Origin of the sequence: Rhizobium sp. RAF36, from assembly GCF_052114105.1 — a bacterium.
Lineage (GTDB): Bacteria > Pseudomonadota > Alphaproteobacteria > Rhizobiales > Rhizobiaceae > Rhizobium.
The window spans coordinates 266,256-286,193 of record NZ_JBFREC010000003.1; the positions used below are offsets into that span (position 1 = coordinate 266,256).

The following is a 19,938-nucleotide window of genomic DNA, read 5'->3' on the forward strand; positions in this document are numbered from 1 at the left end:
AGTGCGCGAATACAGCTTCGGTCCTATTATCTTCGAAGACGGCGTCGAGTTCCGCTTGTGGGCGCCGCTGAAGGACAGCGCCTTTCTCAAGCTGAAAGACGTTGACCCTATACCAATGAAGCGCGACGAGGAAGGCTGGCATCGATGCCGGACGAGCGCAGCCGGTCCCGGCAGTCTTTACAGTTTCGTGCTTCCGGAGGGCTCTGAAGTGCCCGATCCAGGTTCACGCCATCAGCCTGAAGACGTGCGTGGCCCAAGCGAAGTCGTCGATCTTACGCATTTCCAATGGAAAGCCGACAACTGGATCGGGCGCCCTTGGGAAGAGTCAGTCATCTATGAGCTGCATGTCGGCTCGTTCACGCCACAAGGGACTTTTCGCGCGGCAATGGACAAGCTTGACCATCTGGCCCGGCTCGGCATCACGGCTATCCAGATCATGCCGATCAGTGATTTTCCCGGTGCCTACAATTGGGGCTACGATGGCGTACTTCCTTATGCGCCTGACAGCAGCTACGGACGTCCCGAGGACTTCATGGCGCTGGTCGACGCCGCCCATGAGCGCGGGTTATCGATATTTCTGGACGTCGTGTACAATCACTTCGGGCCGGATGGTAACTATCTGCCGAACTATGCGCCGCTGTTTACCGACCGCCACAAGACGCCTTGGGGCGACGGGATCAACTACGATGGCAGCCAGTCTCGGCCCATTCGCGAATTTGTCATCCAGAATGCAGTCTACTGGATCAAGGAGTTCAGGCTTGACGGACTCCGCCTTGACGCCGTGCATGCAATCAACGACGACAGCGACGAGCATGTTCTCCTCGAACTGGCCAGGCATGTCCGCGACGCCGCGGGAAACCGGCATGTCCATCTCATCGTCGAGAATGAAGACAATGACAGCGACCTGCTGAAGCGAGATGAGGAGGGCAGAGCTGTCCGCTTTACAGCGCAATGGAACGACGACGTGCATCATGTCCTGCACGTCGCCGCAACCGACGAGACCTTCGGATATTATCAGGACTACGCGGACGACGCCAAAAAGATGGGCCGGGCGCTTGCCGAGGGCTTCGTGTTCCAAGGCGACCACATGCGCTATCGTGGGGAAACTCGCGGTAAGCCCACGGGTGACCTGCCACCTACCGCGTTCATATCGTTCATTCAAAACCACGATCAGATCGGTAACCGCGCGCATGGCGATCGGATGATTACATACCGACCGCTCGCCCCCCTGAAAGCGGTGACGTCGATCTATCTGCTGTCTCCTCAAATCCCTATGCTTTTCATGGGCGAAGAATGGGGAGCACGCGAAAATTTCCCCTATTTTTGCGATTTCAACGACGACCTGAACGAAAAGGTGAGGACGGGACGGCGCAAGGAACTTTCACGACTTCCGGGTTTCGACGCGGACGACCTTCTTGATCCCACCGCTCGCACCACGTTTGAGGCGGCTAAGCTCGATTGGTCCAAACTGTCTGACACCGATGCGTCTGAAATACTCCATTTTTACCGATCTCTTCTCGCTCTGCGCCATGAGCGCATCGTGCCGCTGATCGAGCACGTTGGAAGCGGAGCGGGAAAATTTTGTCAGGAGGATGGGGTGACGGCAGTCAAGTGGCGATCCCGCGATGGTGCGGAGCTCCACCTGCTTGCGAACTTATCCAACAAGCCGGCGAGGGTCTTAGCACCGCCTATTGGCGAAACGATCTATTCACTGGGAGATATCAGCGGCAACATTCTGGGAACGTGGGCCGTCGCCTTCAGCGTTTCGTCTGCCCGGAGATAAATGCTGTGACTCGATCGTCCTCAAATAGCAGTCCAGTCCGCTCGCGTCTCGACCTACTAGCGGAAAGTCACGGTATCGCGTTGACGAGACCGAGCCCGGATAACGTGGACGTGCCGGTCACGGACGCCACGAAGCACCAGCTCCTTGAGGCACTCGGCGTGATGGTCGACGACGCTCTGGACAAACCTGCTGAACGGAAGTCGGCAAGACGGCACGGTAAGAAGGTCATTCCTCAGTCCTTTATACCGGAGTTTCTTGAAAAGCACCGCGTGTGGGGGATCACCCTGCAGCTCTACGAACTCCGATCGAGGCGCAACTGGGGTATCGGCGACTTCGAGGACCTGATCGAAATGATTGGCCTCGCGGGGTCGCTTCGCGCCGATTTCATCGGTCTCAACCCGCTGCATGCACCGTTTCTGTCCGATCCAAACCGGTGCAGTCCGTACGAGCCTTCAAGCCGTCAGATGATCAATCCCCTATACATCGCGGTCGACAAGGTCGAAGGGTTCGAGGCGAACTCATATCTTGAAGATCGGCTCCAAGAGCTGCGGTCGACCGATCTCGTCGATTATGTCGGAGTGGCCGAAACCAAGCTGTCCGCCCTGCGCGCGCTTTGGGAGAAATGGCGGATTTCCTCCGATCGGCAGTCAAAGGCTTCCCGCGACTTCCAGGGCTTTGTCAAGGAGGGCGGTGAAAACCTACGACGGCACGCTATTTTCGAAACCCTGTCGGCACTAATGGTGGCGCGAGGCCTTGGCGCGGGCTGGACGTCCTGGCCTGAAGAGTTGCACCTTCCTGATGGCGTCGAGGTCGCGGCGCTCGTCGAGGAACATGCCGACACGATCGGTTTCCACATGTGGCTGCAATGGATCGCCGATCAGCAGCTATCGCATGCCGCCGAGGCCGCGCGTGAGGCCGGTCTGCGGGTCGGGCTCTATTTCGACCTTGCCGTCGGAGAAGCGGTCGATGGCTCGGCAACTTGGAGCGAACGTGACGCCTACATTTCCGCAGCAACGGTCGGGAGCCCGCCCGACCCGTTCGCGCCCAAGGGTCAGGACTGGCATCTTGCGGCGTTTCATCCGGCTAAAATTGCAGCTGGGAAAAGTCCGCCATACCTGCGAATGGTCGCATCTGCTATGCGTTATGCTGGCGCCATCAGAATCGATCATGCCGCGGCTTTGAAGCGGCTTTTCCTCGTTCCCGCCGACAAAGGTCCGGAGAAGGGTGCCTATGTCGACTATCCGCAGGAAAGGCTTCTCCAGATCCTAGCCGACGCGTCGACAAAATATCGTTGCCTGGTTATCGGAGAAGATCTGGGGATGCTTCCGGAAGGACTTCAGTATGATCTTTCCCGAGCGCATATCCTGTCCTACCGCATTCTGTCTTACGAGCGCGAGAAAGATGGATTTAGGTCCCCTGGCTCATACCCGAGACTATCGCTTGCTTGCATCTCGACGCACGATCACCAGACCTTGGCTGGCTGGTGGCGAGATGCGGATATCAGGACAAGGGCGGAGCACGGCATCGTTCCACCCCACATGACGGAAGAACACCGCAAGGAACGGCGGCGTGAGCGAAAAGAGATGATGGTCGCTTTGAAAAACGCGCATACGGATCCCCCACTAAGGACACCCGCCGCGACAGTCAGCGAGGAAAAGCTGAGCAAGCTCATCGTGAGCGCGCATCGCTTCATTGCAAAAACGAGTTCTGTGCTGGCCGCCGTGAGGCTGGCAGATATGACGGGCGAAAAGCGTCCGACGAACATTCCTGGCACCAGGGACAGCTATCCGAACTGGAAGCCGAAGCTTTCGGTATCGATAGAGCGGCTAGAAGGACTCGTGCTCGTTCGGCATATCGCCGTTGCTATGCAGGAGGAACGCTGATGACGATCGCAGTCTGGAGTGAATGAACGCGCGGCCAAGACGATCGCACAATATCAATCGCAAGAGCGCGAGGCTCGCGGCTCGCGTAAGTTGTGATCCGCGAGCCGCTATTGGCCGGGCTTGGTCGAAGGGCCACGTCGCGCAGACACGTTGTGGCTCGCCCGCAGGCTCTTGACTAGCCCGCCTCCTCTCGGCAACTGCGACATGCGCTAATCGGCAAAAGGTTGCTTTCCTGCCATAACGACCGGCCCCAATCGAAGTTTCAGGTCAAGTACCATTCATGGTTGTCGGCTCGACCGCCCACTTTGCCTCGGCGACGCGAGCGAAAAGCACCTCTCGCTTAAAGGATCAGGCGCCTCCGCACTCGACACCCCCGCCACCGGTATCGCCGTATGTCAGACAGCGATGTCCTGAGTGATCGTCTGGAGGGACGGCGTGCGCCGCTTCGCCGCCATCAACAAATCCAACTCGACGGAGGATGGTCCAAACCGAGCGAAGAGATCCTCAGCAGTCTTGGCGTCGAGGCTGTATTTCGACCTGAATTCTTGCACGGTGTAGGGCCTGCCGCGGAGCGGACGCTGGCGCTCGGTCTGCTTAAACTTCGTCACTTGGGCCTCCTGAAGGTTTGCAGCGGAATGCCTAGCGGGTTTGATAGTTCCCTTCGAGGCATGGCATAACGTGCACGACCGCGGCAGCCGTCGGTCGGAGTTGGCCGACGTGTCATCGAACGAGCGGAATCGGAGGGCTTCAATGCAAGTTTAAGGTCAGTCACAGTAGGAGAGATAATGGATAAGGACCAGGAAAGACGCGAGCGCGCCTACAGGATTTGGGAAGATGAAGGCAGGCCTCACGGCAAGCACGATGATCACTGGCAGCGTGCGGAAGACCAACATGCCGAGGCAGGACGCCAAGCCGATGAGGACCGAGGCAAATAAGCACGCTTCCGAGGAGTCGACAAACGCCGCGAAAAATCATCCGGCGCGCATGCTCGGCCACCGTCGATGGCCGCGTCGGATTAACGACAGCGTTGACACTAAGGAAGGGCCGGCATCTACCAGCCCTTCCGCGAGATATGTGCTGATCGCTAAGGTAGCCGGAACGAGAGAAGCGAATTGACGTTTTGCTATCCATATGAACCCATCGTCCCGCCGCCATCACCACCGCCCATTGATACGCCGCCTCAAGATCCCGAGCGCGTCCCGCAAGAAGAGCCGCGGCGCCATCTCGAACCGGACGAACCCATCAATCCCATGATCGAGGCGTCGGCATCGCGCTGCTCGACATGCCCTTTTTTGTTACAATCAAAAATTGCATCTGTCGCCGTTACGTCGCAGGGTCTGAATTTTCCGATTGGAGGTACCTTCTTGCTGGGACCCGATGATGACGCCAACATTTGATGGACACGATCGTCTTCACCTTGGGCGTTATCTTGGAAAGTGACGGTGCCGCGAAACAGCGGATCGCCAATGCCTATTCCAAGGCGAGGATCGTGGCCGCAACCCTTCCCTGGGAAGGGGGATCAGCGCGCCCTTGCGTCGTGGCTTGCACAGAGCAGATTCAGGTCCATATGGAGGCGGAGAAGTCGAGGCGGCGGGATGGATGCTCTGCGCTGTTCAGGAACGACTCAGCGAGAAGGATCTACCAGACTGGGAGTCGCTCAAGATCATTGGGGACAAAGATGCAGCACTTCTACCCTCACAGCAGCGCGACATTCACTAGGCATAGGTCATGATCAAAGAACAACTGGCCCAAGCAAAATTTTCACTCGCTCAGGAGGAAGTAGCCCTCTGTGAGCGCGTATTTGATCGTCTCTGCGCTTCCAAACAAATCGTGCTCGAAATGCGACAGAAGGAATTGGCAAACAAGATCATTTGGGCGTTTCGCCACGGGGTTAAGGCTGAGGAAGACTTGACCAAACTGTTGACGTGACTGTCTTGATACGCCCTTGGTTTGAAACTCGACAGGCGTCTCCGACAAGCCTTGCCACATTAGGTTCGGATCGCTCGCCACTCCCGGCGTACCAGGGAACTCCGTGTGCATAGTTGCTTGATCCACCCCCTAGTCTGGAAATGGTTCGGTCACGCCTGCTTCACAAGACGCTTGGTACTCTTTGTGATGAGTTCTCCGGTAAGGGGCCTTGCTAGGGGCCGGCCTGGCGCGTCCGATTGTGGCAGGATTTTTGAGAAAACCAAACCTGCGTTGACGAATCGGGCGCCTTTACTTTAGCATTTTGGTTGTGATGGACCTGAGATACCCATCGCAGTAATGCTGGTGCGCATGGAAAACCTCGGGACCCAAGGGCAAATGGTAGTTCCGAGGTTTCTTCTTTAGATTTTTGCGGCAATGATAAGCGCGGCCGCCGCTTTCTCGATGGCCTGACCCTCATCGCCATCGTGGCAATGCCGGCGCCGCGCGCCGTTTGACCGCCGCCTGCTCCTGCTCCTGGATGGGGCCGATGCCACCATTCCGCATGCGTCTCGTCTTCAGCCTTCGCCTTCCCCGCGGGTATTGCCGCGACGGAAGAGTGTGGAGGCCAGCATCCAGATCCCGATGATGCCAGCAGCCGACCGCGGACCTCGTTTACGGCCTGTCCGGTAACGTACCAAAGGCCACCTTCCCCGAAATCACTCGATGATTTAAAATTATTCTTAAGTTTGGCCGTGATTAAGTCGCCCTCAATATCTGGGGGCATCGCATCCATGTCTGCATTCGTTCGTATCCTGCTTTTCTTCCTTTTCCTGGCACCCTTTGTCGCACACGCGTCCGGTGATGACTGGCAGGTTGCCAAGACCACCAGCCAGGTTAGGTACACTATTGACCGGAAACAGTGGACCAACCTACGTGTGGGCGATGTGGTGCCAAACAAAGCCTGGATCTCCACAGGCCCTCGTGGCCGCGTTCAGCTCGTGCGTGGTGTTGAAAGCATTGGGTTCCAGCCGAACACATTGGCTGCGATTACGACAAAGCCGGGCGGCTTCCTTTCGCCGCGAAAGACGGAGGTCTTCCAGCAGGTCGGGGAACTCGATCTTGAGATCGAAAAGCGGAGCCAGCCGCATACAACAGTTCAGACTCCCTATCTGGCTGCCGTTGTGAAGGGTACGATCTTCCACGTGACGGTCGGCAAGACTAAGGCATCGGTTGCCGTAGATCGCGGTCTTGTGCAGGTCACGTCTTTCGGAAGCGGTCAACAGGCCAACGTTGGGCCCCGACAGAGCGCGACTGTGGACCGGAAGAGCGGCATGGACGTCGCAGGAGCGGTGTCAAAGCCTTCCATAACGTCCGTCGCGCCATCAGTTGCAGTCGTTCCGGCCCTGGGCGCCAAGAAGCTGTCCGGCGAACCCGACGCCGCGCCTGAAGACAGGGGCAAGTCAAAAAAAGGAGCTGACGACACCAGTGCCAACATTGCCGATAACGGCGAGGGGAAGGGCAGTTCCGGCAAAGGCGGCGACTCCGACGGCAATGGAGAGGGCGGCAAAGGTAGCGACAGCGGGAAGGGCGATGGTGGCAAGGGTAGCGGCGGCGGAATTGGGAATGGTGGCAGCAAGGGCAACGGCGGTGGAAACGGCAACGGCGGTGGCAACGGCGGCAAGGGTAGTAGCGATGGCGGGAAGGGTAATGGCGGCGGCAACGGGAATGGCGGTGGACATGGTAACGGTGGTGGCAGCGGAAATGGCGGTGGAAAGAGCAACAGCGGCAACGGGGGCAGCAAGGGTAACAGTGGAAAAGGAGGCAAGTAATCTGCGGATAATGTCTATCTATTTCCACTCGCGTTGTGCACCTGATGACTATAGCGCCCGAATGGGCTGTCTTTTCCAGCATTGATGCCGTTTGCCGCCCACCGGTACCGCGTGACCCGATCGCAGACGCGGGCACCCTCTCGAAAGCTTGCAAGTGGCATGGGATGCTGAACGACGTGGCCCGTAGAGGTTGACGGGGGGCTTGGCAGTCGGAAGACTTAATGCCGCGGCTGCACAAAGATGCTTGAGCGGAGGCGAATCTTTCGGGATCCGCCGGTCGCTCCCCGATTTTTCCAAGCGATCCGTCACCTGGGGCTCAAGGAGACCGGCACCATACGCCTCCCCCTGTACATATCGATATCGCCCTCAGCTCGAGGGAGCGAGGCGCCGCGGACGTGCCGGCTTCGTCTTTGTCGAACAAGGATCCGGGTCTGGTGCCGAGGACGAGGGCAATCTGAGCTGGCCGGCTTGAACCGATGCGGTTCGTGCCCTTCTCATACTTTGGACATGCTGGAATGTCACGCCAATCCCTTCGGCCAAGGTCATTTGCGACATGCGCAGAAAGCTTGCGGCGGCTTCTTACCCGTGCCTACAGCGACGTCGATTTCCGATATCTTTGTACGCAACATTCCAGTCGGTGCTCTCTATTGCGATTTTTGACAACTGCATGATATCAGACCACAAGTCTACGAATTGACAGCGGTATCAGACGTTAGTCCGGGGTGGGTTTAATCTCTTCCGATATATATTTTCAAGGCTGTCGGTGGCGACAGACGGGGAGGCATCATGAACGATTCCGAAATCAGGAACGAGCAGCGCTACCGCCTGCTCATCGAGGCCATTACCGACTACGCCATCTACATGCTCGACCCGGGCGGCTTCGTCACGAGCTGGAACCCAGGCGCCGAGCGTCTCAAAGGTTACAAGGAGGAGGAGATCGTCGGTCGACACTTCTCCACGTTCTACACCGACGAAGATCGAGAGAGCGGCCTGCCGGCACTTGCCCTTCGGCTTGCGCAGGAAGAAGGGCGCTTCGAGCGCGAGGGATGGCGTTTGAGAAAGGACGGTTCGCGCTTCTGGGCGAACGTCATCATCGATCCGATCAGGGACTCCCAGGGCGAACTGATCGGCTTCGCGAAGATCACGCGCGACATCAGTGAGAAGCGGGCGGCGCAGGAAGCGATCTTCCAAGCGCAAAAAATGGAGGCGGTCGGGCAGTTGACCGGCGGACTCGCACACGACTTCAACAACCTCCTCATGGCGATCCTCGGAAGCCTGGAGATCGCAAGGAAAAGAGCAGTCCGGCAGGACGTCATAGATCTCATTGACAACGCGATTCAGGGGGCTCAACGCGGCGCCACGTTGACGCAGCGGCTGCTTGCGTTCTCTCGTCGCCAGGAGCTTCAGCTCGCCCCCGTCGACGTCGGCGACCTCGTCGGTGGGATGACCGAGCTCATGCGGCGCACCATCGGCCCCGAGATCGTGATCACCAGCAAGTTCGCACCGGATCTGCCGAAGGTTCGCAGCGATTCCAATCAGTTCGAGAGCGCTCTTCTCAACCTCGTTGTCAACGCCCGCGACGCCATGCCGGGCGGTGGAGAGATCACCATCGCCGCCGAGCGCAGATCCGACCGGCCTAGCCGCTCGACCTTGCCGCCCGGAAACTACGTCTGCCTCTCTGTCCGCGATCAGGGGGAGGGCATGGATGACGAGACGCTGGCCAACGCGACGACGCCCTTCTACACGACAAAGGGCGTTGGCAAGGGAACGGGCCTCGGTCTTCCCATGGTGCACGGCCTGATGGCACAGTCCGGCGGCGAGCTAATCCTGAAGTCCGAGGTGGGACAGGGAACGACCGCGGAGCTGTGGCTTCCCGTCGCCGATAGCACCGAAGTGGAAACAAAGGCTCCGGCAACACCAGATGTGCCGTTCGAGCCCGCTCCGACAGCGCTAACCGTTCTTGTAGTCGACGACGACGCCCTCGTTCTCATGAACACGGTTCTGCTGCTCGAGGATCTGGGCATGGACACCATTCAGGCATCTTCGGGCGAGGAGGCTTTGGCAGCGCTGCAGACGGGCGTTCCGCCGGATGTCGTTATAACCGATCACGCCATGCCGAACATGACAGGGGCGCGCCTGTGTCAGGAAATCCACGCGCGGTACCCGACGCTTCCGATCATTCTTGCGACAGGATATGCGGAGCTACCGGACGGCGTCGGCGATCTGACCGTGGTCGTGCGGCTATCGAAGCCGTTCAGCCAGGCTCAGTTGTCGAACGCGCTGGCAGAAGCCTGTCAGAGCAGGCGGTGCTTCTGAAGCTTTTTTGAAGTCGACCACCTCAGGCAAGATCAAGATCCGTCCAGTGTTCGGCCCAATCGCTCGATGCTCGAATCGGGCAAGCGGACTGGTCGTCCCTTGTGAAGGTCCACCTGTCCGTACCAGGCGTGATCGCTGAGTGTTTCAGGATGTCTGCCGGGCCCTTGGGTTCGCCGTTCTTCGGCACGTACGCAGGCGCTTGCGTAGAGGCGCGCGCGGAGCGATCCAATCTTACTGGAAACGATGCGGGAAGGTAGCCGACCCGGATGCCGCAATCGAAGCCTTCGCCCACGACGCGCAGCCCACCATCCATGCCTTGTTCTTGTCGAACGCGGCGCAGTGTGAGGTCGAGCACGTCGTACATATCGGTGTCGGGGGCAGGCTTCTACCCGGCGATCAGGCGAGTTTTGTCAATGTCTTTGGGAAAGCGACGGCGGTCGAGGTCGCGCTCGATCTGGCTGCGTGTGCGGCCGCGAATCTCTCATCCGACCCGAATGCCTCCATTGTTCAGTGCGACGACGGGTCGGTGGAATTTGGTGCCGCCGACGTCATCTGTGTGAACGCCGGCGCGACGCGCCCCGCGGACATATGACTGGATCGGCTCAAGAACGGCGGAAGGCCGATCTTGCGCTGGCGACCGATCTGCGTTTCACGAAGAGTGATTGGAACAACATGCATCGTCGTGGTGCGGTGTTCCTGGTAACCAGACGAGGCGGCGACTTCCACGCCCAACGGATTTCGCCGGTAGCGATGTTCGCATGTGCGGGGCTTCGCGATGAACTGTTGGAAAAGGCGCTTGCTGAGTCCTTCGGCAAACGGGGAGCGGAGGAAGGTGACGCGGAACGCCGGACGGTCCCTGTCTTATTCTTAAAATTGATATGAGGTAGAGCGCAATGAGAAAAGGCCGCGACAAAATCGCACCGACCTTGTCGACATCGCCTTCACACCAGTGCCAGTACATCTGTGGTCAAAACGCCGCGTACCCAGTTCGTGCCTGACCGCACACGATCTCCACGATGGAGTTCGCCGCGTCGATAAGGCGGCCGCGACACTTGGCAAGATTGGGGATGCTTTAGCGGCCCGGTCTCGTCGGCCCTATGCCTAGCGCTGTCCCGACCGCACTCGACAACGCTGCCTGCGATACGGGCTTTCGAACCACGGGAATAGTTGCGAAGTCTGCCGGGATATGGACGCCGTCGCGGTAGCCTGTCGCGAAGACGTATGGAATGCCACGCTTCTCGAGCTCCTTCGCGACCTCCTCGGATGTGGAAGATCCAAGATTGAGATCGAGAACCGCACAGTCGGGCGATCCCTCGGTAAGGATTTTCAAGGCGGTGGCGACATTGGCCGCGATCGAAACCTCTTCGGCACCGATCGACCTCAGCAGTTCCTCGGTGTCCATCGCGATCAGCGACTGATCCTCGACGAGCAGGACGCTCATTCGGTCCAACGGCTTGAACGCGGCTTCCGCGATGGCTGGGCTGCCGGGCTGCAAGTTTTCCACGACCTCGCGTAGGTGCTCGCCGGGGATCATGATTCTGGCCTCGAGGCCGGCAGGAGCGAAGTCGAGGTCGATGCTTCCCCCAAGGTCGTGCGAAACGGTCTTCTCGATCAAGTTCGAACCGAAACCGCGGCGTGTCGGCACGACGACCTCTGGGCCGCCGCTTTCCTTCCAGGAAAGATGGCAGTCGCCATTTTCGGCGATCGTCCAGGATATCTCCAGCTTTCCTGACGGAACGGAAAGACTGCCGTACTTCGCGGCGTTGGTCATCATCTCGTGCAGAAGCAGAGCGAAGACGCCGAACGCCCGTTCGGTCAAGCCGATGTGATCTCCCGAAATCTGGATGCGATCCGGCAGTTTTGCAAACCGATGCATATCCGCCTCGGCCTCGATCAGGCCCCTGAGTTCGCCGCCGTCCCGGCTACCGAAGGACTGGTCGTGAGCGAACGAGAGCGCCCGGAGCCGCCCTTCGAACGACTTGGCATATTCGTCGACCGACTGGGAGTTCGCCCCGGTCTGCGTCGCTATCGACTTCACCAGCGCGAGGATGTTCTTCACGCGGTGGTTCAGCTCCGAATTCAACAGCTTTCGCTGGCTCTCGGTCCGTTCGCGCTGCTCCTCGGTGGCGTCGTTGTGCGACAGCATCACGTCGCGGACATATCCCCTGATGGATTCGGCCACGACGACGTCTGCCTTCGACCACGGGAGCGATTTGTGCCTGACGTCTTCCCTCCAGGTATCGAAGCTGCCGCGCGGCGATAGCCTGACGCCGTTCTCGGTGAGCTCCTCTTTCTTTCGCGGTTCCCCTGCCCACTCGACTTGATGGGCCTCCTCGCTTCGGAAGAACACCAGGAAATCCGGCGAAGAGACTGAAATCGGAATCGCTAGCACCCCTGCGATGCGCGTACCGTACTCTTCGACGTCACCGGTCTCGGACTGGAGGTCCTGCGTGTCCCAGATGTTCCGGCCCGCCTTCTTGCCGATGATTTCCATCAGATGCGGTATCGCCGTCTCCGATGGGGAAACGCCATACGACGCCCACTCACCACGCGACCATAGGCCCGCCCCGTCGCTGGCGATCAGAGAAGAGAATTCTCGAAGCCTTCTGCGAAGCGTAACCTCGACCGGGTCGGCGTGATCGACGCCTGCGATGATCGCATCGAGACGACTGCGCGTCGCCGCGGCGGACGCCTGCTGTTCGCGGTGCTCGATGGCGGCCACATGCAGCGAGAAGTACTGTGCGAACAGTTCGGTCGCCACGCGCAGCGGGATGGAGAGCCATTTTGGCGTGTTATGGTGGCAAGCGATGAGGCCCCAGAGCTGGCCGTCTACCACGATCGAGATCGACATCGAGGCGGCGACGCCCATATTTCGTAGATATTCGCAGTGGATGGGGGAGACGCTTCGAAGATGGGCGAACGAGAGGTCGACTGCCGGATCGCCTTCGGCGATCTTCGGAAGGAGCGGCACGGGGACGAACGATGCGTCGCCGATCACACGGATCCAGTTCTTGACGTAAAGCTTGCGCGCCTGCACCGGGATGTCGGATACCGGGAAGTGCTGGCCCAGAAAGCTACCCAGAGAAGCGTCTTTCGCCTCCGCGACCACCCGACCGGCCCCGTTGTGCAGGAACCGGTAGACCATCACGCGGTCGTAGCCGAGCATCGCGCGGACCCAGCCGCGCGACTGATTTGAATAGCGGGTCGAACTCCCGGTAGCCGTCCACCCGTCGGATCAACGATTGCGTCAGATGGAGCGCCACTTCCGTGTCCTCCGGAGAGGCGGGCCGCTCAAGCTCGAGGAACGTCCGGCCCTCGTATCGGTGGGCTGTGATGTCGGCGACGCTCGCGCCTTCCGAGAGCTTCGCCTTGAGCACGACGCCTGCGATCTGGCCAGCCCCGGCCCGAGCGACGGCGTTTGCGATGTCATGGGAGACGGTCGTACCGACCAGATCGGCAAGCTCCGCGCCGACATAGTCGCGATTGGTATCGCCCAGAAATTCGTCGATATTCTTCGAGACGAACGAAACCATCCCTTGCTCGTTCAGGACGATCATTGCTCCGTGAGGCTGGATGCTGCCCGGAATATGGATGGGTTCCCGATCGCAATTGCTCAAATCGACTTTGGACCTATCATAACTCAATGGCGGACATCCTGCTTTCTCGGGTGGGAATGCCTGTCTGCCATAGCGTCCGGCGACCAGCAACTGCTGATGAAGAGTTATACGATTGGTTACTGATATTGGATTATCGAAGATGCTGATCAAGAAGAGCGGCGTCTTAACGGCCGGATGAACGCCAGCAACAGATTCGGATCGACAGCGACCAATCTCCGCCTTGGTCAGTCCCGTCGCGATCGGTAGATCCTCCAGGTCCGACGACGCTTTCGCTATTTGTTTGGGGGGTGTTGACCAATGCACGCCGGTCTGGGCGTTTCACTAGATGGCCGCGGTACGCAACAACTTCGCGCTCTGCGAGCTTCGCCATAATCAAACTACAGCACCCCCGCTCGTCGGGGGGTGCTGCGCCTCGCCCGCCGCCGCCGTCCCCTCGCGGGTCCTCCATCGTCCGTTGGGAGGCAATCATGGCCGATGACAGCACCGTAACCATCCGCGCCAATTTCGACACGCGCGAAGCTGTAGACCTCGCAATAGAACATCCGGTGCAGCGGCTTCAGCGGCGAACACGTCCGGGTCGAAGGCCTTACGCGGCGACGCGTCGTACGACGGCAGCACGCGCGATGAGGCGCCACTCGCGGGCGTCGTCGAGATCTCTATTGATATCGAAGCCAGCCAGCACCCACGGTCAATCGAATTGATCTGGCGTTGCGAGTATCGAGCCACTGAGCGATGGCACACCTTGTCGGCGTCTATGCTCTGGCCGGCGAATTGTCTCGCTCATCCTACCTTCAGGAAGCACTGGAACGGTACGAGGAAATTATGCGGCCCTATGTGGAAAAGGGACAGAACGTCCCGAAATTCGCTCCGACTGCAGCCACAGACCTTGCTGGGCGTCGCCTCGCAGCGAGGCGTTCTGCGCGTCTCTGACACGCCGGGCATTAAGCAGCTCGTGACCAAGCTGTTCTTATCCGGCGCGGACGACTTCAAACTGCCCGAGTACGGCGCCATCCCTTCATAGAGTAGACGCGACCGGTTGCAACGCTCTCCGTCACAAATAAATGATTGGAACCTCTAGGTTTTCCGCGTGTTTTCGATCCACAAACCAAGAGGAAACACCCATGAAGAAAATTATCCTTCTGACCGCGAGCCTCGCGCTTGTCGCCTCAGCGGCTTTTGCCCAGAGCCAAACGCCGACCACCTCGCAGACGACGCCAGCGGTCAATACCGAGCAAAATCCCGGTGCACCTGTCGCGGGTAAGAACAGCTTCACCGAAACTCAGGCTGAGTCCCGCATCGAAGAGGCCGGCTACACCGACGTATCCGGTCTGAAGCTCGACGATCAGGGCGTTTGGCGCGCCACCGCTTCCAAGGACGGCAAGTCCGCCAACGTCTCCCTGGACTTCCAGGGCAACGTCACGCTTGCCAAGTAAAAATATAACGGAGAAATCCCCATGAAGACCACAATCACAGGACTGTATGACAGTTACGACGATGCAAAGGCGGCCGTGAAAGCGCTCGAAGATGCGGGCGTCCCGTCGGACGACATCAGCATAGTCACCAACAAGGCTAATGGCGACGTCAATGTCGAAGGGCAAGGCAACCGGGCAGGCGAAGGTGCCGGCGCCGGTGCAGGCCTCGGCGCTCTGGCTGGCGGCGCGGGCGGTCTGCTGACCGGCCTTGGCCTCCTTGCCATTCCAGGCGTTGGTCCCGTCGTTGCTGCGGGCTGGCTCGCGGCCACGGCGGCTGGCGCAGTCGCTGGTGCCGTTGCTGGCGGCGCCGTCGGCGGGATCGTCGGCGCGATGGTCGAATCCGGTGTGCCGGAAGAAGATGCCAACTTCTATGCTGAAAGCATTCGTCGCGGCGGCTCTGTCGTGACGGCGCGTGTGGAAGACGACCGTCGCACGTCCGTAGACGCGATCCTCAACAGATCGCCGCGGGTAAACGTCGCAGAGCGTCGGGCACGTTATGCCGAGCAGGGTTGGACACGTTTCGACGAGACCGCCGATCCCTACACAATCGAGCAGATCGCCGCCGAGCGCGACCGTTATCGCGTCAACCGTCTGTAATTTGTTCTATAGGAAACCATCGGAGGCCTCGCAGTCGCTGCGGGGCCTTTTTTGATTTGGGTCGGCGGGACTTTTTCGCGTCGCCGACGTTGTCCTCTCACGATCGAAAGGAGACCGAGATGTCATCGAAAGCCACCGCAGCAAAGCAGCGCGATATCCAAGACCAGGTCGCGAAGGCCGACGAAAAGTCAAAATCGACGCCTAGCGGCGCGATGCAGGCGGGTGCGCGGAAATACCCGGAACCGCCTTTCCCGAAAGTGCATCAGAAGAAGCCTGGCTCCGAGGCTGACCTACCGCTCATGCCGCTTTACGATGCGCCGTTCTACAAGGGGTCGGGAAAGCTGAAGGACAAGGTCGCACTCATCACCGGTGGAGATTCGGGCATTGGCCGCTCGGTCGCGATTCTGTTCGCACGCGAGGGCGCCGACGTCGCCATAGTCCATCTCGACGAGAACGAGGATGCGGCAAACACCAAAGCCGTGGTTGAGAAGGAAGGCCGCCACTGCTTGGTTATCAAGGGCGATGTGAAAGACCCCAAGTTCTGCCGTGACGCTGTAGCCCAGACTGCCAAGCAGTTCTCTCGTCTCGACATCCTCGTCAACAACGCCGCTTTCCAGGTCCATACCGCCGAAATCGAGGATCTTACCGACGAGCATTTCGACGAAACACTGAAGACCAACCTGTACGGCTATTTCTATATGGCCAAGGCCGCAATTCCTCACCTCTCCAACGGGTCGGCGATCATCAACACCGGATCGGTCACCGGATTGGAAGGCTCTAAGGAGCTGCTCGACTATTCGATGACGAAGGGCGGCATTCACGCTTTTACCAAGGCCCTGTCCAGCCAGCTCGTCCCGAAGGGCATCCGCGTCAACGCCGTCGCGCCCGGACCGGTCTGGACGCCGTTGAATCCTTCTGACAAGCAGGCCGACGACGTGACGAAGTTTGGCAGTCAGACGCCGATGAAACGCGCCGCTCAGCCTGAGGAGATTGCGCCCGCCTACGTCTTCCTCGCATCGCCACAGATGTCCAGCTACATCACCGGCGAAATCCTCCCCATCGTCGGCGGCTACTGAGGTTGGAGATGGCGAAGTTCTACTTTCAACTGCTTGACCACGAAGGCGTCCGTCCTGCGGAGATGCTGTACGACTTCGACACTGCGGAAGCTGCGATCGAGGAAGCGCGCACGGCGCTGTCCGAAATGGCAGCCGATGGGCTTCCGACCAGTGAATACAAAATGCTGTCCGTCGAGGTCTTCAACGAAGAACGAAAACCGGTCCGGGAGATCAGGCTTGTTCTCGAGGAAATCGACAAGACCGCAACTGCAGATCCAATAACCGAGGAGACCGAACATGGTCACTAGAAGTAACGACACCGAATCGCCCAAGGTCACCGAAACCGCCATCGAAGCACGCCAGGGCAGCTTCGGGAAGCCGGTCTTCATCGTTCTCGTTTGTGGCATCTTGCTCGCACTGCTCGCCTGGGGCGGGGTCGAGATTTGGGGCGAGAGTATCGATCGAGACGCCGAGCCCACGGCTTCGACGAAGGCCGATCAGATCAACGCACAGCCGTCCGGCGCCGGAACGTTCGACAACAACGCAGCCGACGGCAGCAGCCGTCCGCCCGAAGCGACCGATCGTTCTCCGACTCCGAGTGGCAGTGGCAGCGGCCCGACACAGGTGACGACGCCAGCCGGAACCGAGAAAATTAAATAGATCGGGATCGCCAAAACACCGCAAACTCTGGGGCGAGTGGTCTCGCCCCAAGCATTCGAATTTGCCCGAACGAACAACCGAACGGAGAAATCGATGAGCGACCTCAAGAAGGGCGACAAAGTCACCTGGGACACCAGTCAAGGGAAAACCAAAGGCAAGGTCGTGAAGAAACAGACGACGCCAACCAAGATCAAGGGTCACGATGTCAAGGCGTCGCGATCCAATCCCGAATACATCGTCGAAAGCGAAAAGACTGCCAAGCGGGCAGCTCACAAGCCAGGTAGCCTGACCAAGACTGGCGATAGTTCGAAACCCTAAACCAAGCTGACCGCACGCTTCACATGGACGACGACGGAACGATCCCGAGAGTCGGCGTCAGAAACACGTCGTTATCTTTTCGCTCGCTCGCAGCACTGGAGACCGCTGAGCGAACTTCAGCCTCTTCCCAGCCGGCATCGACCGCCGATGTCAACAATTCGGCCGCCTTGTCCTCATCGGACGCGCTCGAAGTTTCGTTCAAGTGCCTCCGTGCCGTTTCCAGGCATTGCTTCAGATCTTCGATCCGGGCGGGATCGTCGGCGGAATGGCTTGGGGATGCGACGTAGGTCATGGTGGCTCCTTTGATTTTACGATTAACGGCGAGCGTGCCCGGGAGTTCCGGCGGGGTTTAGGCTTTTTCCTACCGCTCCTTCAAGGGATCGTGCCCCCAGTTCATTAGCGAGTAGCGCCACGCCGAACGCTCCTTGTCCACCTTCGGTCCGCCTTGGGCGAGATGTCTGTGCACGTAGCCTACGACTTTTCGCATATGCTCATAGTCCTCGTCCGTCAGATCTGCCCTCTTCTTGTGCTTGATATCGACGATACGTCGTCCGGAGTGATGATCGATCGACTCCTTGCGGCCGTCCGCCTTCCACCCGTTGACGAGGCTCTCCTCCGTGCGCAGCCACTTCTCCAGCTCCGATGACGACATGTTCACCGCTTCGGCGAAATCAGCCAGGACCTGATTGGTGTCGATGTCGCTGTCTTTTGTCATTTGATCCTCCTGAAATGCTGCACACACGTACGACGACGAACGCCGGTTATCGCGGAAAGTTTCGCGCGTAATACCTGTGGTGAGGAGAGAGATCTCAACGGACATCTCGCCGAAACGCGGCGACGCACGATCCCTTCGTTCCGCGTTCAAGGACGCGGCGCATTCTTAACCGCCTCGAAGGTCGGGCACGACGACAGTGAACATATCGGTCGTTTCGGTGCCACGGCCGTCCAGCACATTCTTGTTTGCGGTCAGCCGTGGAGAAAGGAGCAGCGGCGGTCCGCTGCCCCCAACGAGCGTGTCGATGCCGATGCCATCACCTCGAAAATGGCGTTGTTCGAAGCCTTCGATGATCCCTGACATTGAATGTCCTCGCCAATTGGGCTCAGGTTACGCTACGGCGCTACGAGCCTGCTCGGGATGCTTTCCCTCCGCGAACTCCTCAACGATTTTCGCGCAGAACGCGGGCAGGTCGTCTGGCTTGCGGCTCGTAACGAGTCCTTTGTCGGTGACAACCTCCTTGTCCACCCACGTTCCACCCGCGTTTTCGATATCTTTCCGGATCGACGAGTAGGACGTCACGGTACGACCTTTCAGGACGTCTGCTTCCACCAACAGCCACGGACCGTGGCAGATGACACCGACGGGCTTCGCTTGCTTAAAGAACGAACGGACGAACGACACGGTGTCGGCATCGGCTCGCAGCTTATCCGCGCCGACGCATCCGCCTGGAATGATGAGGCCGTCGAAGTCGCTTGCGGCGACATCCGTCACCTTCTTGTCGACCGTATAGGAGCTACCGGGGTCAAGGTCGCTGTTGTTTGTCTTGGCTTCTCCAGCCTCGATGCCGACGACGGTAACCGTCGCGCCAGCGGCTTCGACCGCGTCCTTGGGCTTCTTGAACTCGGGCTCTTCGGTGCCGCGGGGTGCGATGAGGATCGCGATCTTCTTACCTTCGAGAGTCATCGTTGTCTTCCTAGTTGTTGAGATTTCGACCGTGAGGTCACCGCTAGAAAACCCATTTTGGAAGTCGAAGTTCCCAGCTCGAGATCAGTGATTTTTGGTTGGATCGTGGCACCGGCCACTGCGCTCAGCGCGTATCGCTGCCAGTGGCACCGGCATCAACGAGCGTTGGCGGCAATCGGAAAGTCGCTTTCAATCCAACGAGGGCGTCGCCTTTTGCCCCACAGCCTTCGGATGACAGGTCACGTAGATTCCAAGCGCGATTTCCAGGGCCATCGCCGTTGTTCCGAAGATCAGGCCATACGTCCAGGCGACGCTGAGACGAAGTTCGGCGAGCGCGCCAAAGATGGCGGATGAAGCCGACACGCCAAGAAAGACGAGCGTGTTGAGCGCGCCAAGTCCGATGCCTCTCATTCGATCCGGGAGCAATGCCTGAGCCTCGGTCATCGCCACCGAATGAATGTTGCCCACGGCGTAGAGCAGAGCCAACCCTGCGGATGCCGCAAACACGCTTGATCCCGGTGAGAGGGCGAGAAGAACCGCTCTTAGAAGGCCGATGACATAGGTGGCGGTCACGAGTGTCCGACCATGCATGCCATTTGAGTAGCACGAATGGCAATGCGAGCGAAGTCGCAACTCCAATATGCTCACCCCGGTCAGTACTGCGCCGACATCGGTGTCGCGCCCGAATACGTCGGTAAGGTACGGTCCAGCCCAAGCGTTTTCGAAAATTGCCTCCGAGCGAGGGCGTGAAGCAGATAGGTACAAGATAGAGGAGGTGGGACAACCTCCACGAGCTAGCGGCGCTTACCTGAACAGCGT

General features: G+C 59.2%; 22 protein-coding genes and 1 pseudogene. 14 read left to right on the plus strand and 9 right to left on the minus strand.

Annotation, left to right across the window (positions count from 1 at the left end; all coding sequences use genetic code 11):
- Window position 1: 1 nt before the first annotated feature.
- Together treZ and malQ are read left to right on the plus strand one after the other, a co-directional pair.
- Window positions 2–1,783, plus strand: coding sequence for a malto-oligosyltrehalose trehalohydrolase (gene treZ, locus AB4Z25_RS12605; RefSeq protein WP_442208126.1), 1,782 nt, complete (start codon window positions 2–4; stop codon window positions 1,781–1,783).
- Window positions 1,784–1,893: 110 nt separating this feature from the next.
- A complete protein-coding gene (gene malQ / locus AB4Z25_RS12610; protein ID WP_442208127.1) occupies window positions 1,894–3,666 on the plus strand; it encodes a 4-alpha-glucanotransferase in 1,773 nt (590 codons plus the stop codon).
- A gap of 395 nt (window positions 3,667–4,061) precedes the next feature.
- Here malQ and AB4Z25_RS12615 read toward each other — a convergent pair whose 3' ends face one another.
- Window positions 4,062–4,274: a hypothetical protein gene (locus AB4Z25_RS12615; RefSeq protein ID WP_112389410.1), complete on the minus strand. Its 213-nt coding sequence runs from the start codon at window positions 4,272–4,274 to the stop codon at window positions 4,062–4,064.
- Between the two features lie 177 nt (window positions 4,275–4,451).
- Between AB4Z25_RS12615 and AB4Z25_RS12620 the strand changes: the two genes are divergently transcribed.
- From AB4Z25_RS12620 to AB4Z25_RS12635, 4 genes are all read left to right on the plus strand, one after another.
- A complete protein-coding gene (locus AB4Z25_RS12620; RefSeq protein WP_442208128.1) occupies window positions 4,452–4,601 on the plus strand; it encodes a DUF2934 domain-containing protein in 150 nt (49 codons plus the stop codon).
- Window positions 4,602–5,394: 793 nt separating this feature from the next.
- Entirely contained in the window at window positions 5,395–5,595 is a 201-nt protein-coding gene (locus tag AB4Z25_RS12625) for a hypothetical protein (RefSeq protein WP_112389407.1), read from the plus strand.
- Between the two features lie 770 nt (window positions 5,596–6,365).
- Entirely contained in the window at window positions 6,366–7,403 is a 1,038-nt protein-coding gene (locus AB4Z25_RS12630; RefSeq protein WP_442208129.1) for a hypothetical protein, read from the plus strand.
- 786 nt (window positions 7,404–8,189) lie between these two features.
- Window positions 8,190–9,719: a PAS domain S-box protein gene (locus tag AB4Z25_RS12635; RefSeq protein WP_442208130.1), complete on the plus strand. Its 1,530-nt coding sequence runs from the start codon at window positions 8,190–8,192 to the stop codon at window positions 9,717–9,719.
- 22 nt (window positions 9,720–9,741) lie between these two features.
- Here the strand turns inward: AB4Z25_RS12635 and AB4Z25_RS12640 are convergent, their stop codons facing one another.
- Window positions 9,742–10,083 carry a hypothetical protein gene (locus AB4Z25_RS12640; protein WP_442208131.1) on the minus strand — a complete coding sequence of 114 codons (342 nt, stop codon included), beginning with the start codon at window positions 10,081–10,083 and terminating at the stop codon, window positions 9,742–9,744.
- A 224-nt stretch (window positions 10,084–10,307) separates the two neighbouring features.
- On the opposite strand from AB4Z25_RS12640, the gene AB4Z25_RS12645 reads away from it, so the two are divergent.
- Window positions 10,308–10,601, plus strand: coding sequence for a hypothetical protein (locus tag AB4Z25_RS12645; RefSeq protein ID WP_112445402.1), 294 nt, complete (start codon window positions 10,308–10,310; stop codon window positions 10,599–10,601).
- 190 nt (window positions 10,602–10,791) lie between these two features.
- On the opposite strand, the gene AB4Z25_RS12650 is transcribed toward AB4Z25_RS12645, so the two are convergent.
- The gene (locus tag AB4Z25_RS12650; protein WP_442208132.1) at window positions 10,792–12,885 is read right to left on the minus strand and encodes an HWE histidine kinase domain-containing protein; all 2,094 of its coding nucleotides are present in this window, start codon (window positions 12,883–12,885) and stop codon (window positions 10,792–10,794) included.
- On the minus strand, window positions 12,794–13,486 hold the full coding sequence (locus AB4Z25_RS12655; protein WP_442208133.1) for a hypothetical protein: 693 nt from the start codon (window positions 13,484–13,486) through the stop codon (window positions 12,794–12,796). Before AB4Z25_RS12655 ends, AB4Z25_RS12650 begins: the two co-directional genes overlap by 92 nt.
- A 317-nt stretch (window positions 13,487–13,803) precedes the next feature.
- Here AB4Z25_RS12655 and AB4Z25_RS12660 point away from each other — a divergent pair.
- From AB4Z25_RS12660 to AB4Z25_RS12690, 7 genes and pseudogenes are all read left to right on the plus strand, one after another.
- Window positions 13,804–14,015 (plus strand): annotated as a pseudogene (locus AB4Z25_RS12660) (hypothetical protein); the annotation flags it as partial.
- Between the two features lie 442 nt (window positions 14,016–14,457).
- Window positions 14,458–14,769 (plus strand): PepSY domain-containing protein, encoded by a 312-nt coding sequence (locus AB4Z25_RS12665; RefSeq protein WP_112389400.1) that lies wholly within the window; start codon window positions 14,458–14,460, stop codon window positions 14,767–14,769.
- Window positions 14,770–14,790: 21 nt separating this feature from the next.
- On the plus strand, window positions 14,791–15,405 hold the full coding sequence (locus tag AB4Z25_RS12670; protein WP_112445397.1) for a general stress protein: 615 nt from the start codon (window positions 14,791–14,793) through the stop codon (window positions 15,403–15,405).
- A 119-nt stretch (window positions 15,406–15,524) separates the two neighbouring features.
- Window positions 15,525–16,481 carry an SDR family oxidoreductase gene (locus AB4Z25_RS12675; RefSeq protein ID WP_442208340.1) on the plus strand — a complete coding sequence of 319 codons (957 nt, stop codon included), beginning with the start codon at window positions 15,525–15,527 and terminating at the stop codon, window positions 16,479–16,481.
- A gap of 8 nt (window positions 16,482–16,489) precedes the next feature.
- Window positions 16,490–16,768 carry a DUF6894 family protein gene (locus AB4Z25_RS12680; RefSeq protein ID WP_112445393.1) on the plus strand — a complete coding sequence of 93 codons (279 nt, stop codon included), beginning with the start codon at window positions 16,490–16,492 and terminating at the stop codon, window positions 16,766–16,768.
- Window positions 16,758–17,120 (plus strand): hypothetical protein, encoded by a 363-nt coding sequence (locus AB4Z25_RS12685; RefSeq protein WP_442208134.1) that lies wholly within the window; start codon window positions 16,758–16,760, stop codon window positions 17,118–17,120. The genes AB4Z25_RS12680 and AB4Z25_RS12685 overlap by 11 nt, the downstream gene beginning before the upstream one ends.
- Before the next feature lie 93 nt (window positions 17,121–17,213).
- Window positions 17,214–17,438: a DUF2945 domain-containing protein gene (locus tag AB4Z25_RS12690; protein WP_112389395.1), complete on the plus strand. Its 225-nt coding sequence runs from the start codon at window positions 17,214–17,216 to the stop codon at window positions 17,436–17,438.
- Window positions 17,439–17,457: 19 nt separating this feature from the next.
- Here the strand turns inward: AB4Z25_RS12690 and AB4Z25_RS12695 are convergent, their stop codons facing one another.
- The 5 genes from AB4Z25_RS12695 to AB4Z25_RS12715 all read right to left on the minus strand — a co-directional run bounded on the left by AB4Z25_RS12695 (window position 17,458) and on the right by AB4Z25_RS12715 (window position 19,692).
- Window positions 17,458–17,730, minus strand: a complete 273-nt coding sequence (locus AB4Z25_RS12695) for a hypothetical protein (RefSeq protein WP_112389394.1) — start codon at window positions 17,728–17,730, stop codon at window positions 17,458–17,460.
- 69 nt (window positions 17,731–17,799) lie between these two features.
- The gene (locus tag AB4Z25_RS12700; RefSeq protein WP_112389393.1) at window positions 17,800–18,153 is read right to left on the minus strand and encodes a DUF3140 domain-containing protein; all 354 of its coding nucleotides are present in this window, start codon (window positions 18,151–18,153) and stop codon (window positions 17,800–17,802) included.
- 165 nt (window positions 18,154–18,318) lie between these two features.
- Entirely contained in the window at window positions 18,319–18,516 is a 198-nt protein-coding gene (locus tag AB4Z25_RS12705) for a hypothetical protein (protein WP_442208135.1), read from the minus strand.
- Window positions 18,517–18,543: 27 nt separating this feature from the next.
- Entirely contained in the window at window positions 18,544–19,119 is a 576-nt protein-coding gene (locus tag AB4Z25_RS12710; protein WP_112389391.1) for a type 1 glutamine amidotransferase domain-containing protein, read from the minus strand.
- Between the two features lie 189 nt (window positions 19,120–19,308).
- Window positions 19,309–19,692 (minus strand): hypothetical protein, encoded by a 384-nt coding sequence (locus AB4Z25_RS12715; protein ID WP_442208136.1) that lies wholly within the window; start codon window positions 19,690–19,692, stop codon window positions 19,309–19,311.
- Between the last annotated feature and the right edge of the window lie 246 nt (window positions 19,693–19,938).

Excerpts from the sequence above, each read along its gene's own strand:
- AB4Z25_RS12635 (WP_442208130.1), top strand. The coding sequence starts at position 8,190 with ATGAACGATTCCGAAATCAGGAACGAGCAGCGCTACCGCCTGCTCATC.
- AB4Z25_RS12640 (WP_442208131.1), bottom strand. The coding sequence starts at position 10,083 with ATGTACGACGTGCTCGACCTCACACTGCGCCGCGTTCGACAAGAACAA.
- AB4Z25_RS12625 (WP_112389407.1), top strand. The coding sequence starts at position 5,395 with ATGATCAAAGAACAACTGGCCCAAGCAAAATTTTCACTCGCTCAGGAG.
- AB4Z25_RS12620 (WP_442208128.1), top strand. The coding sequence starts at position 4,452 with ATGGATAAGGACCAGGAAAGACGCGAGCGCGCCTACAGGATTTGGGAA.
- AB4Z25_RS12630 (WP_442208129.1), top strand. The coding sequence starts at position 6,366 with ATGTCTGCATTCGTTCGTATCCTGCTTTTCTTCCTTTTCCTGGCACCC.
- AB4Z25_RS12670 (WP_112445397.1), top strand. The coding sequence starts at position 14,791 with ATGAAGACCACAATCACAGGACTGTATGACAGTTACGACGATGCAAAG.
- AB4Z25_RS12650 (WP_442208132.1), bottom strand. The coding sequence starts at position 12,885 with ATGCTCGGCTACGACCGCGTGATGGTCTACCGGTTCCTGCACAACGGG.
- AB4Z25_RS12710 (WP_112389391.1), bottom strand. The coding sequence starts at position 19,119 with ATGACTCTCGAAGGTAAGAAGATCGCGATCCTCATCGCACCCCGCGGC.
- AB4Z25_RS12695 (WP_112389394.1), bottom strand. The coding sequence starts at position 17,730 with ATGACCTACGTCGCATCCCCAAGCCATTCCGCCGACGATCCCGCCCGG.
- AB4Z25_RS12675 (WP_442208340.1), top strand. The coding sequence starts at position 15,525 with ATGTCATCGAAAGCCACCGCAGCAAAGCAGCGCGATATCCAAGACCAG.
- AB4Z25_RS12685 (WP_442208134.1), top strand. The coding sequence starts at position 16,758 with ATGGTCACTAGAAGTAACGACACCGAATCGCCCAAGGTCACCGAAACC.
- AB4Z25_RS12680 (WP_112445393.1), top strand. The coding sequence starts at position 16,490 with ATGGCGAAGTTCTACTTTCAACTGCTTGACCACGAAGGCGTCCGTCCT.
- AB4Z25_RS12665 (WP_112389400.1), top strand. The coding sequence starts at position 14,458 with ATGAAGAAAATTATCCTTCTGACCGCGAGCCTCGCGCTTGTCGCCTCA.
- AB4Z25_RS12705 (WP_442208135.1), bottom strand. The coding sequence starts at position 18,516 with ATGTCAGGGATCATCGAAGGCTTCGAACAACGCCATTTTCGAGGTGAT.
- AB4Z25_RS12645 (WP_112445402.1), top strand. The coding sequence starts at position 10,308 with ATGACTGGATCGGCTCAAGAACGGCGGAAGGCCGATCTTGCGCTGGCG.
- AB4Z25_RS12700 (WP_112389393.1), bottom strand. The coding sequence starts at position 18,153 with ATGACAAAAGACAGCGACATCGACACCAATCAGGTCCTGGCTGATTTC.
- AB4Z25_RS12690 (WP_112389395.1), top strand. The coding sequence starts at position 17,214 with ATGAGCGACCTCAAGAAGGGCGACAAAGTCACCTGGGACACCAGTCAA.